This is a genomic window from Roseibium sp. M-1 (assembly GCF_054515675.1).
The window spans coordinates 26,124-38,513 of the sequence record NZ_JBTNQU010000002.1 but is presented as its reverse complement, the minus strand read 5'-3'; the positions used below and the strand labels follow the sequence as shown (position 1 = coordinate 38,513).

At 57.0% G+C, this 12,390-nt stretch carries 11 protein-coding genes and 3 pseudogenes; 4 read left to right on the top strand and 10 right to left on the bottom strand.

Annotated elements, in window-relative coordinates; translation table 11 throughout:
• Positions 1-137: 137 nt before the first annotated feature.
• The 5 genes from ACX3M4_RS30010 to ACX3M4_RS29990 all read right to left on the bottom strand — a co-directional run bounded on the left by ACX3M4_RS30010 (position 138) and on the right by ACX3M4_RS29990 (position 5,277).
• Positions 138-656, bottom strand: coding sequence for a DinB/UmuC family translesion DNA polymerase (locus ACX3M4_RS30010; protein ID WP_459359654.1), 519 nt, complete (start codon positions 654-656; stop codon positions 138-140).
• Between the two features lie 90 nt (positions 657-746).
• Positions 747-1,610 (bottom strand): TniQ family protein, encoded by an 864-nt coding sequence (locus tag ACX3M4_RS30005; RefSeq protein ID WP_459359653.1) that lies wholly within the window; start codon positions 1,608-1,610, stop codon positions 747-749.
• Positions 1,607-2,488, bottom strand: coding sequence for a TniB family NTP-binding protein (locus ACX3M4_RS30000; RefSeq protein WP_459359652.1), 882 nt, complete (start codon positions 2,486-2,488; stop codon positions 1,607-1,609). The genes ACX3M4_RS30005 and ACX3M4_RS30000 overlap by 4 nt, the downstream gene beginning before the upstream one ends.
• A gap of 12 nt (positions 2,489-2,500) precedes the next feature.
• Positions 2,501-4,117: a transposase gene (locus tag ACX3M4_RS29995; RefSeq protein ID WP_459359651.1), complete on the bottom strand. Its 1,617-nt coding sequence runs from the start codon at positions 4,115-4,117 to the stop codon at positions 2,501-2,503.
• A 278-nt stretch (positions 4,118-4,395) separates the two neighbouring features.
• Positions 4,396-5,277, bottom strand: coding sequence for a LysR family transcriptional regulator (locus ACX3M4_RS29990; protein WP_459359650.1), 882 nt, complete (start codon positions 5,275-5,277; stop codon positions 4,396-4,398).
• A 113-nt stretch (positions 5,278-5,390) separates the two neighbouring features.
• On the opposite strand from ACX3M4_RS29990, the gene ACX3M4_RS29985 reads away from it, so the two are divergent.
• From ACX3M4_RS29985 to ACX3M4_RS29970, 4 genes and pseudogenes are all read left to right on the top strand, one after another.
• Positions 5,391-5,951, top strand: a complete 561-nt coding sequence (locus ACX3M4_RS29985; RefSeq protein ID WP_459359649.1) for a Rid family hydrolase — start codon at positions 5,391-5,393, stop codon at positions 5,949-5,951.
• A gap of 341 nt (positions 5,952-6,292) precedes the next feature.
• Positions 6,293-6,859, top strand: a pseudogene (locus ACX3M4_RS29980) (alpha/beta fold hydrolase); the annotation flags it as partial.
• 2 nt (positions 6,860-6,861) lie between these two features.
• Positions 6,862-7,137: a hypothetical protein gene (locus ACX3M4_RS29975; RefSeq protein ID WP_459359735.1), complete on the top strand. Its 276-nt coding sequence runs from the start codon at positions 6,862-6,864 to the stop codon at positions 7,135-7,137.
• A 119-nt stretch (positions 7,138-7,256) separates the two neighbouring features.
• Complete coding sequence (locus tag ACX3M4_RS29970) at positions 7,257-8,057, top strand: isochorismatase family protein (RefSeq protein ID WP_459359648.1); 801 nt, start codon at positions 7,257-7,259, stop codon at positions 8,055-8,057.
• A gap of 440 nt (positions 8,058-8,497) precedes the next feature.
• Here the strand turns inward: ACX3M4_RS29970 and ACX3M4_RS29965 are convergent.
• The 5 genes and pseudogenes from ACX3M4_RS29965 to ACX3M4_RS29945 form a co-directional block, all read right to left on the bottom strand.
• Positions 8,498-8,974: pseudogene (locus ACX3M4_RS29965) on the bottom strand (ATP-binding protein); the annotation flags it as partial.
• Positions 8,964-10,491 (bottom strand): annotated as a pseudogene (gene istA / locus ACX3M4_RS29960) (IS21 family transposase). The pseudogenes istA and ACX3M4_RS29965, both read right to left, overlap by 11 nt.
• Positions 10,492-10,738: 247 nt before the next feature.
• Positions 10,739-10,912 carry a hypothetical protein gene (locus ACX3M4_RS29955; protein ID WP_459359647.1) on the bottom strand — a complete coding sequence of 58 codons (174 nt, stop codon included), beginning with the start codon at positions 10,910-10,912 and terminating at the stop codon, positions 10,739-10,741.
• A 16-nt stretch (positions 10,913-10,928) separates the two neighbouring features.
• Entirely contained in the window at positions 10,929-11,480 is a 552-nt protein-coding gene (locus ACX3M4_RS29950) for a hypothetical protein (RefSeq protein ID WP_459359646.1), read from the bottom strand.
• 101 nt (positions 11,481-11,581) lie between these two features.
• The gene (locus ACX3M4_RS29945) at positions 11,582-12,052 is read right to left on the bottom strand and encodes a transposase (RefSeq protein ID WP_459359645.1); all 471 of its coding nucleotides are present in this window, start codon (positions 12,050-12,052) and stop codon (positions 11,582-11,584) included.
• Between the last annotated feature and the right edge of the window lie 338 nt (positions 12,053-12,390).

Here is a 12,390-nt window from a genome sequence, read left to right as displayed (position 1 = left end):
GATTAAGTGTGTCAGACGTGGGATCAGGCATTCTATACCTCGTTTGATGACCAAAGATTATATACAAATTGTGGTCAGTAATGCGAGGCGATCACCCCAATGCTGTCCTCCGGCAGCCCTGGTTCAGTCTCGCAACGTCAACTCAAAAGCGAAAGTTGATCCTCGTCCGGCGGCGTGCGATCATTCAAGTTTGAGAGCGTAACACCGAGCAGCCGAATGCCTTTCTGCACGGGAAACAGATCGGTGAGCATCGCGGCCGCGAGTTCACCGATCTCGCGTTCGGCTTGCACCGAGCGTCCGACTGTTCGGCTCCGCGTGATTTGCTGAAAGTCTGCGTATTTCACCTTCAGCGTGATGGTGCGTCCGCTGATCTGCTTATTTGCGGCGTGGCGCCAGACTTTCTCGGCAAGTAGCCCCAACTCTGCCTTTGCCGCTTCAAGATCGAATATGTCTGCGGCGAATGTGTCTTCCGCCCCGATTGTTTTCCGTTGCCGGTCGGGCCGAACCGGTCTGTCGTCGATGCCCCGGGAAATCCGATAGTACCAAGTCCCCGACTTCCCGAAATTGTCGCGCAGGAACGTCAGCGACTTCTCCCGCAGTTCGGCGCCGGTAACGATGCCCAGCCGTTGCATCTTCTCGGCCGTCGCCGGGCCCACGCCGTGGATGTCGCTTGGCAGTTAAATGCAAGAATGCGGCAGTTTTGCAATGTTTGGGCAGTTAATTATGAGAACGCAGCGCTTTAATTCTCAGATTAACTGCATTTGGGTAGAGAGTCTTATACGGGAGGCGCTGACAAAGAACGGCATAGCTTCCCGGTCGAAGCGTCGCCGGTGCAAGCCCAAGGTGGACCGCCGCAGCATGTGAAGCATTTCAACTCCACCGGAATGCACCATTGCAACACCGGCCAGAAGGACGGCACGCAGATGTAGTGGCAAGACTGGATGCTGCGGCGTTGGGAAGCTGGTGCAACTTTCGGCAAGTACGTGATCGAGTTCCGGGATGATTTTTCCCAGCACTCTGAACCGCCACAATTCCTCCTCGGCCGGGAAGGGCAACTCTATTCTGCGCATGAGCAGCAGACGTACAATCCCAGCCGGCGACGCCCAAGTCTTGATACCCCGTTTGGCTTCATCATCGAGCAGCTTCTCGCCCCGACGGGCAGTGCCTAGATATTGCAGGAAAATGGAGGCTCGTTCGTGATCATCAAAATCCCGGAATTGGTTTCCGCACAATGGGCACGTAATGCGCCAGCCCTGTAGTTGGCTGCGCAGGACAGGCACCGGTTCCTGACCCACACTGCAGTTCATGCAAACCTGCGTCGGCTGGACGGCGATGAGCCGACGCGATGATTGCGCAATTTCTGTGAAGGTCATTTGACGTATCGCGGACGGTTTCGTGGAGAACATGTTGGCCAGACGGATTTCCTGGTCGTTTGTAAGATGGAGATCGGCGCCACGCTGGGAACGGATTTCCGGAAGGCAGTGCCGCAGCATGATCAGCGGAGAGACCTCATAGAAACTGGCATGCCGGCCGATCCAGGAGGACAGAAGCTCGTCGGTGACGGAGGGCAATATCACCGGCAGCCGCTGTGTCACCATGAGGTGCGTCATGCGTAGGCCGCTTCGGTATCGAAGTCCGGTTCCCAGCTTTCGATGGCTTCGTCTGTAATGCACTCCTGGCCATTCTCGACGGCATCGATCGCGAGGCTGTTGATCATGTGGAAGATATTTGCGGTGATACCCTCGGTGATCTGAAGTATCCGTCGCAGCGATTTCGCAGTCAGCACAGAGGGTTTGCGCAGAGGCGTATTACGCAGGATGGATACGATCAGGGTTTCGAACTGGTCGTTGGCCACCCACCGGCTCAACGTAAACTGCTGGAAACGGCGTGCGAGCTGAACGTCGCCGCTGATGGCCTCGCGCGCCTCGTTGACGCCGAAGCAGACCAGCGAGATCTGCAGTCGATTGCTGAGGAAGCGGAGCGTGTTCAAGACGACGCGTTGTTCACGGTAGGATCCAGCGAGGATGTTATGTACCTCGTCGATAACAAGCACCTGAACGCCGATGGCCTCCATGATCCGTAACGCAGCCTGCTCCATCTGGGCAATATCGGCGCGCGGTCGCTGAGGTGCGCCGAGAAGGGTTAGGAGTTCGGCGTAGAACCGTCGCTCACCGGGACGGCTGGTCATTTCCATGGCCAGGACTGGTGTCTTCAACGTGCCCGTTAGCGGATTGAAGCTCGATGGATGCTCGTCTCGGAAGCGCTTCATCATCATGGTCTTGCCCATGCCGCTGTCGCCGTAAATCGCGACAGAAGGCATGCGCGTACCACGTGGGTGATCGAGGAGCGCACTCAGCCGGTCCAACGCCTGTTTGGCGCGTGGGTAGAGCACCCATCGGCGTGATCGTATCGCGCGAATGCGCCGTTCGTCCGTTTCGGCAAGCAGCGCCGCAGCTCTGACGGTCAGGTGGGAGACTTCATCGTTCATATTCACTCCAGCTCAATCCATATCCTCAACAAAGGGTACAGGTTTGCTGGAATCGACACCGCGGAGCGAGCCCCATCCGCCATCATCCACCTTCGATTTCGAAGAGGACGCCTTACTGCGTCGTGCTGCTGCCGTTTTTTTGGTTGCCGCCTCGACGAGCTCACGTTGTGCGATCGCAGTACGGACGATGGCGCGGGTATCTGCTTCACGGCGCCCCTTTGCGAGCAGGGTGCGTCGTGCCGTAACCGCTTCATGCAAAGTGACTGAAGGTAGGGTCACATCGGCATAGCGGGCTTCCACGAAGTTTCCAGATGACCGGCGAACGAAGATACGCGCCATGTCGCGCGGATCATATTTGATTAGCAAACGCCGGTCCGAACGACCGACGTCGGCATTGAGTGCTGCCGACCAATAACGCAAGCCGAACAGGTGAATGCCTGTCGGGCGCAAGGTTCGCTCCTGCTCGGGCAGAAAGGAGAGCCAGAAGCGAAGCCTGTCTTGTGGCAGCCGAAGAGGAATCTCTCCCTCGTGCTCCCGCCACACCGCGATCGGCGGCCGGCCAAGGCTGCTGTGGATCGACTGATGATAGGCGCCCACGATGTCGAGAGCGATGTACCGCTCCAGTTCCCGAAGCGTAAGCGCCGCATGCTGCTTGGAATTATATTCGCCAAGCTCCTGCGGGTTGCTGAAGGTCGTTCCGGGCAAGAGATGCAGCCTCCCCATCTGCGTGCCGATCAGGCGCTCGATATGACCGCCGAAATGCGGCTCCCCCGGTGGCCGCCACTCGATCGCAACGCCGGCGTCCTGGCATCCTCGCTTGAAGGCTCGGCTGCGGAAGTCGGGACCATTGTCAACATGCACCATGTCCGGCAGACCAGCGACGGGCCACGGCTCCGTTATCTCGCGTTCCCGGAGCCATGCGGATTTGTCGAAAACGGAGTGTAACAGGCACAGGCTGATCGATAGGCGGGATGGCGCTTCCATCGTGAGATAGAAGCCGGTCACCATTCGGCTGCAGACGTCCATCGCCAATGTCAGCCATGGTCGGCCGAGCGGTTCCCGTGTCTCCTCGTCAACGACGAAGATGTCGGCCTTGGTATGGTCGATCTGGACCACTGCCAGGGGACGAGAGGCTTTGAACACTCCGGGAACGGCCGTTGTCGCCTTGACGATCGTCTGTTCGCCGCGCCGCTTTGCGCGCTTCTGCAGGTCGATGTCCTTAAGGCGAGCGACGATCGTTCGCCGATGCGGTGGCTTCAATCCGGCCGAGATGCAGTTCGTCTGCACGTCCCGCACCAACTGCGAGATCGTCGGCTGTGTTCGCTTCAGATAGAATTTTTTGATAGTCGTGCCGACGATCTCCTCCCGCTTTTTGTCCAGCGTACGATGTCCCTCCGGCCGTCCGCGCTTCCGATCGACTAGAGATAGAACGGTCCCGCCGGCGCGGAAAAGCTTTACCAGCCGGTAGGCCGTCGCCTGGCTGACATCCATCTCGACAGCGAGCAGGGAAACCTCTGCGGCGGTCGCACCGTCAGGATTGTGCTTCAGGAAGCTGCGGATCGCATCTGCCCGTCGGCAGGCTTCATCCCAAAGCGCTTCGTCAATTTCGTCAGGAAACCGATCGTTCATGGCAGGCTCGCGAGGAAAACATCGCGAAAGTCATTCTCACATAAAGTGACAAAAGCCAAGCCGGATTATCAAATTAACTGCCCATTCTCAAATTTAGTGCTGGCTCAAGCGTCTGAAATCGTTGGCGCCCCATTCTTATAATTTAATGGAAAGCAACACCGGGGCCGGCAACGTGCACCTCAGACACCGCTTACAGACAGCTAAGCTTCTGGGACAGAAGATGGGTAATTGTGGACGATTGTGCAGCCACTCCCATGAACTAGCAGAAGAAACAGGTGTCAGGGCAGGCCCGTAAAGAGAGCTTTGTGTAGGCCGAAAGTCGAATTCAACCAATCGACAAATGCAACGATGCGAGAGTTATTCCTCAGGTCCTGATGCACGAGCAAGAACAGGTCGTTTGAGGTGACCGGCTCTGGACCGGAGAGTCGCACCAATTCGTCATCGGGGTCTGCCATGAAGCAAGGCAGGACACCTATCCCATTTCCATTCCGAATGGCTGAATGGAGACATTGAATATCATTTGTCCGCAACACGCGGCGGGCTCGAGGATAGTTCGATCTAAGCCACCGCGCTTCGGGCAAATACTCCCAAGCGTCATCCAGACAGACCCAACGCAGATCTTCAAGCTCGGCTCTATCCGCATTTGCGCTGAACTGGTCTGCGTGGCCAAACACCGCAAACGCCATGGTCGCCATTTTACGAACAGTGGCACGTCCAACGCGAGGCAGGCCACAGCGAAGGGCCATATCCGCTTCGCGGCGGGTAATGTCGTAGTCACGGGAGTCGACAGTTATCTCGACTTCTACGTCGGGATACCGTGTACGAAATTCTGCAACATGCTGCATAAGATACGCCGCGAGGAAGCTTGTCGTTGTGACACGGATTTCGCCGCTGAGCGAATCGACACTCTCTATGACCGCGGACTTCACCGCAAGGGCGGCTTCTTCGAGCTCAGCACAATGCATTAACACTGAGTCACAGACCGCCGTGGGGACGTACTTTCCCTCCATACGATCGAACAATCTCACCTTCAAATCCTGCTCTATGGCGGCTATGCGCCTGGCCACGGTCGCATGGTGCACGCCGAGCTGACGCGCCGCACCAACCAGATTGCCAGTGCGGGCGACCGATAGGACAAAGCGGACATCGTTCCAGTTCATTGGCTGTGCGTTTCTGCGTTGAGGGTTCGCAACCTTGTCCATATGCAGCGCAAAAATGCAAGCTTAGCATCGGAGTGGCAATCCCGAAATTACCCAGCCCGGAGGTAGAAGATATGAACACCGAAGAACGCGAGCACAGCTCGAAAGCCCTCGTCAAACGGCGCCAAGCGTTGACGATGATCGGAATAGGCGCTGCGGTAAGCTCCGTAGCATCTGTACTGTCTCCCAATGCCGCCCGTGCCGCAGGGCGTACGAAGCGTGTCGAAAGATTCGGTGTCCCGTGGGAGGATAGCTACGGATATGTCCAGGCGCTTCAAGTTGATGACACGATATACCTATCGGGTCAGCTGAGCCATGACCTGCAAGGTGGCTTTGTCGCGCCTGCAAAGCTCGATTCCGAAGGACGCGTTGTCGACTTTTCGAACATGGGCGCACAGCTCGCGCAGACCTACGACAATTGCAAGACACTGCTTTCTCGCTTTGGCGCAACGCTCGACGATGCGGTCGAAGAAGTCGTTTACGTACTCGACATGGACTCTGCGTTTGCGGCTATTCCCGATGTGCGGCGCGCTGCCTGGGGCAAGACGCCGGTTATTGCCAGCACCATCCTGGCGACGCCGCGTCTTGCGCTGCCGCCGCAGCTTTGCGAAATCAAGATGGTCGCGAGGGTTTAAGCGAGAAGCTCTGCCTCGGCTAGATCATAGCGCAGTGGCCGAGGCAGATCTTGCGAACTTTGCCGCCGCCACTCGATCGGGGCAGGCAAATGCCCGAATGGCCTAACGATACTGTCCCGAGAGCTGTCTGACTAGTCATTCGGCACACGTCAACTCATTCCCAAGCATGGGTATTGCATACGCGGGCTCGAATAGCATCGAAACGCCCAGCATCGTATTTCTGGTCAAGTGATCAACGAATTTCAAGTCGAGTGACGGTCTTCGAGGCCCGTCTCTCTTGTCGGGCTCACACTGGTCAGGGCTTGGCGAAACAGCGATCGAAACCGTCCACCGCAGCAGCCATGACTTGCACCTGTTGGCGAAACACCCAGACCTCAACAAGGAGAACTTACTATGAAAAAAAGTCCGCGATATTGGCCGCCGCTGCCGCTTCGCTGGGTTCAACGGAGCCCGTATCTGCCCAAACTACGGTTGAGACAAACCTGAATCCGGTGATTGTACTTGTTCATGGGGCTTTTGTTGACGGCTCCGGTTGGCGCGGCGTGTATGATGAATTGGTGTCCCGCGGCCACCGGGTAGCGATCGTCCAGAACGCATTAACGTCGCTCAAGGACGATGTCGATGCCACGACGCGCGTGATCGACCGCCAATCCAGACTTGTGATTCTGGTCGGGCATAGCTGGGGTGGCACTGTCATTACCGAAGCCGGCAGCCATCCTGACGTTGTCGGACTGGTCTATGTTTCGGCCCTGTCTCCAGATACGGGGGAGACCTCTGCACAACAGTATGCCGGTTTTCCTCCCGCCACGGAGTTCGTGATCGACGTACTCGAAAACGGCTTCGGTTTCGTCAGAGGGACAAGTTCAAACCCGGTTTCGCTGCCGACATCGGCGATTCCGATGTCGCCTTCATGCGCGACTCGCAGGTGCCCATCAATATGGAGGTGTTCGAAACCCCCGTCAGTCATGCCGCCTGGAGATCAAAGCCGAGCTGGGCGATCATCTCGAATGACGATCAGGCATTTGGCCAGGGCACGTTGCTGTATATGGCAAATCGCATGGGCGCATCGGTCACGGAAGAGCCAGGCAGTCAAGCGGCTTTCATCAGTCAGGCGGAGGCCGTGGCCGAGGTCATCGTCCAAGCTGTCCAAGAGATCGCTCTGGGCTCTCTACGGAATTCCGACTGACACCGGTCGAGCTCCCTGACGGGGATCACTTCCGGACCGTTTTTTCCTGCTCCACTTGCCGAATCCTTAGGCCCGTGGAGGCCTTTCAACCAACCACTGTAACCACAATGGAGACGACCATGACTATCTTGATGAAGCTCAGGAGATACTCCCTCGCAGCAACAACACTTGCGGCGATGATGATCGCGCAGCCCATCGCGTTTACAGCACCGGCAATGGCGCAGGATGCGAGTGAGCAATTGCACCTCAAGGGACTTTCGCGCCAACCAACCGAAGCTGGTAAGGAGGCCCTCTTTGATCCCGACGATGCGGTCCTTCTGCTTCTCGATCACCAGACAGGACTGTTTCAGACGGTTAACGATATCAAAGTCGATGATTTGCGCCGCAATACGGTCGCACTGGCAAAGATAGCCGAACAGGCGAGTATTCCGATCATATACACGGCGTCTGAGCCCGATGGCCCCAACGGCCCGATCATGCAGGAATTGCCAGCAGCCATGCCCAGTGCGCAATACGTCGCTCGGCAAGGCGAGGTGAGTTCCTGGGACAATGCCGATTTTGTTGAAGCGGTGGAAGCAACCGGTCGCAAGACATTGGTGATTGCGGGCGTCTGGACAAGTGTCTGCGTCGCTTTCCCGGCGGTGCAGGCTCAGGCCGAGGGCTACAACGTCTTCGTAGTCATGGACGCCTCGGGAGATGTGAGCAAAATGGCGTCGGACGTGGCGCTCGCCCGCATGGTGGCCGAGGGCATCGTTCCGGTAACCACAAATACCATTCTCAGCGAAACGCATCGCACTTGGAACCGTCCCGATGCTGCCGATTGGGGGGCGCTGTATGCCGATATCGCGCCGGAATACGGCGCAGCGGTCGAGAGCTACAATCGTGCGCAGGAAGCTGCAACGAAATCCAATAACAACTAGGCGTAAAGCCGGGCACCTCTCGTTGAGGGTGAATGAAAGACAGTGGCTGCGCCTTGGCGCGGCCACCTGTTGCAAGTCCGCCGACCTGCCGATGAGGACGGTGAGAATTTCCTGAAACACCATCCTTTGGGCCGGTGGTACGTAGGTTCCATAGTACCAAACTCGGTATCGGAGCACTTCCAATTGAACACAGACCCGCAGTCTGAACTCTTCTCGGTGTAATGTCAGTTGTGAGATGTGCTTGGTGAGTGGCACGGAATGATCGAAGTGATTGGAATAGCTTAACGTGCAAATGCGAAGGAAACCATGGACCGAAATTTAGCGTAAGCGGCGGCTGCCTCCCACTCGGGATCAGCTTGACGGCTTGAAGTTCCAAGGCAGGAGATCGTCGATCCGGCTTTTCGGATGGCCTCGAGGATGGCCTTGATGTTGAATTTCACCGAGAACTGACCCGCCTTGCCCTGGGCTTTCTCCTGTTCCAGTGCATTGACGAGTTCAACGGTGGAGAAGAAGCGGACACGTTTGCGGTGATGTTCGATGGCCTGGATGCCGAGGGCGGTCGCAAGATGCGTCTTCCCTGTTCCGGGGCTCCCGAGGAAGACGGCATTGTGAGCCTGCTCGATGAACTCGCAGCGGTGAAGTTGGCGCACGAGCGCCTCGTTGACTTCGCTGCTGGCAAAGTCGAATCCGTTCAGGTCCCTGTAGGCTGGAAAGCGTGCCACCTTGAGCTGATAAGCCACGGATCTGACTTCTCGCTCCGCCGTCTCTGCCTTGAGCAATTGGGACAGGATCGGAATGGCAGCCTCAAAGGCGGGAGAACCCTGTTCGGTGAGGTCGCCGACAGCTTGAGCCATGCCGTGCATTTTGAGGCTCTTGAGCATGATGACGACAGCGGCGCTGGCTGGATCATGACGCATGGCGAGCCTCCTTCAGTTTGCGCAGGACATCATAGCGTTCGACATTGGCCTTCGGTTCCTGGCTGAGAGACAGGGCCTGCGGCGCCCGGATGACCGGAGGGGTCACCGGCTTTCCGTCCGTCAGCCGGTGCAGCAGGTTGAGGACATGCGTGTTTGTCGGAACGCCTGCCTCCAATGCCGTCTCGACTGCCGTCAGGACAGCCTGCTCGTCATGATGAAGCACGAGAGCGAGGATCTCGGCCATTTCCCTGTCCCCGCCAGGCTTCTTGAGCAGATACCGTTGTAATGACCTGAAGGCTTCCGGTAGTTCGGCGAAGGGGGCGCCATTACGAAGCGCACCTGGTTTGCGTTGGATGACGGCCAGATAATGCCGCCAGTCATAGACTGTTCTGCCGGGACGGTCATGGGAGCGGTTGATGATCCTGTGATGTTCGCAGACGCTCAAGCCTTCCGCGACCACGACGATCCTGTCCGGATAGACCCGCAAACTGACAGGACGGTTGGCGAACGATGCCGGCACGCTGTAGCGGTTACGCTCAAAGTGAACCAGGCAGGTTGGCGAGACCCGCTTGGCAAATTCGACAAAGCCGCCGAAGAGACGGCCGACCTCCATAAGCTTGGAGACTTCTTCGGCCCAGAAATCTGCGATCGTCCCAGGTTGCGTTCCATGCGGGATGGTCTGCCAGAGATCTTTGCAGCGGTTTTCCAACCAGTCGTTCAATTCCTCGAGGCTGGCCACGCGCAGCATCGGTTGCCAAAGCCTGTGCCGGGCATCCCTACATTCTTCTCGACCTGACCCTTCTCCCATCCGGAAGCCGGATTACAGAACTCGGCTTCGAAAAGATAATGGCTGACAAGAGCCGAGAAGCGGGCGTTCACCTGGCGGTCTTTGCCGCGCCCGACCTTGTCGACAGCGGTCTTCATGTTGTCATAGATCCCGCGTCGGGGAACGCCGCTCAGAACCCTGAAGGCATGGTTGTGGGCGTCGAACAGCATCTCGTGGGTTTGCAGGAGATAGGCCCGCACGACAAGGGCCCGGCTGTAACTGAGCTTGAAGTGGGCAACCTGCAACTTGGTCCGCTCGCCGCCGATGATCGTCCAGTCTTCGGACCAGTCAAACTGGAAGGCTCACCGGGCTCAAACGCCAGCGGCACGAAAGTCCCGCGGCCGCTTGTCTGCTGCTCGCGCTGCCGGTCGGCTTTCCTGTCACGCGCGAAAGCGGCCACCCGGCCATAGGAGCCATCATAGCCGAGGCTCACCAGATCGGCGTGCAACTGCTTGATCGTCCGTTTCTGCTTGCGCGATTTGGCGGCCTCCACGCGCAGCCAGGCCGACAGCTTGTCGGCAAAGGCATCGAGTTTGCTGGGCCTCTCGGGAGCCTTGAACGCGGGTTCAACCGTATCGTCGCGCAGATACTTGCGCACTGTGTTCCGGGACAATCCCGTCCGCCGGGAGATCTCCCGGATCGAAAGCTGATCACGAAAATGCCAGCGCCTGATAACGCTCAACAATGCCATGTCTATCACTCCGTCGTCCCCCGCCGAAATCACGCAGGGGTGGGTTTAAACATGGGTCAGTTCTCAGTGAAAAAATCGGGCCTTACCGGGTCAGTTCTCGGTGAAAATCAACAGCTTGATGTTTTTTGATTGCGGTGTTCCCGAAAATGTCGTTCGCCGAAAGGCCTACTATGAATCATTCGGTTTCACGCCGCTGCCTGATCAACCACTGAGATTGTTCATGCCAATCCAGACAGTGCGGGTATTGTCAGGCTGAAAATCTTGACCAGCGGAACTCGGCAATTCTCTGGCTGATACGAACAGCTAGACGTCTCGAAGCATAAGCAATATCGTGAACTCGATCGTTCGGAATGATCTGCATCGCAATCTCGCACAGGTGCTGATGATGGGTGAGGTCGATCTCCTGAAGTGCCTTAGCCATCTACCTATCAACGAACTTACGGCAGTCGTGCAAGCATCTTCCTTAGTTCGTGGTTTTCCGCTTGAAGCAACGATCTGAACATCACTTTCAGGCGTCGATTTTCAGCTTCCAGCTCCGCCAGCTCATCGGGACACGTCAGCTGAGGCTTAGTGGCGACGCTGGTTGTCTGCTTTTTTTCGGTCTCGTCGTCTGACCCTTTTGAGGAAAGGGTGAGCGGCGTAGAAATACGATCGATCTCTTTCGGCGCTGATTTTGCTTCAGGCTCGACCGCGACTTGCGGCAGCGCCTGCAATATCCTCGGCGCGGGTGACCTCTGAGGCAGTTTGTCGTTTCGGGGCGTATCCATGGACGGCAGAGTTTCACGGTTCTCTTTGCCCTGGTATTGTTTCGCGGGCTTTTTCTCCGAGGTGAGCGAGTTGCCACTAACGCCGTGAGAAATCGGCAGATTGGTCTCGACCTCACTTGCAAGTGCCTTGAGATCGGTATCCCCCCAGATAGACCTGTTCGGAGGTTTTGTCTGTCGCCGGCTCGATTTCAATTCAACAACGAAGTTTCGTCGTGACTTCATGAAAAGTTGCATCCGAAAAAGGTTGGGTAGGCCCTAGCGGGCCACGCCAGAGATTTACCGCCGCATAAGTGGTTTTTCAACGCTGCAATGAACGGCCGAAGTCATTCCATCCCCAGGCGTTTGCGAAGTTCCGCGTTTTCGGCGCGAAGTTTTTCGGCGAGTTGGGTGCGCAGCCGTATGTTTTCAGCTTCGAGTGCGACCAAGTCTTCAAGTGTTTCGAGTTCGGCGCTCGACGTCTTTTCGGCCTTTCGCGGCGGAGCCACCTTTTGAGGTTCTTCTTGTGGTGCAGCGTTGCGCTTCCACCTGTAATAGGTCTGCTCGGATATTCCAGCTTCTTTGATTGCCGCCTTTATGTTCACTCCTTCGGAGGAACGTGTTTCGATCTGTGCAATCTTTGATGCTTTCTCTTTCGCGGAGTATCGCTGACCGTTAGCTGCTTTGGCCGGCGCGCTGCGTTTGCCAGATTTACCGCTGCGACTGGACGGGGCCGACTTTTGAGAGGTGAGTGTGGTGTCACTGTGCTCTGAGACGCTAGCTGGCTCTAGCTGTCCCGGATGTTGTTCATCAGACATTGTGCGCTCCGGTTTCAATTGCCTCATTTCAAACGATTGTAGAAAATAGTCAATGTCAGTCACAGTCTTAGTGATCTCCACACTTCGTAGGCCTTGGATGCTCATAAGGCGGCCATAGGAGTGAGAGGGGTGAACCGCCCCGGGTTTGGCAACGATGTCGCTAGACACAAGCAGTTATTCTTTCGGGAGAACGACGGTTCCGGAAAGCCAATCGACTGCAATGAAGCGGTCGCCGGCTCTCTCTCTGTCTGGTACCAACCGGTGATGCCTTCGAAGCGCTGGGGCAGGTCTATCAGTAGATGCTCGAAGCCGGGCTACTCCAAAGCGACGCCATTGAT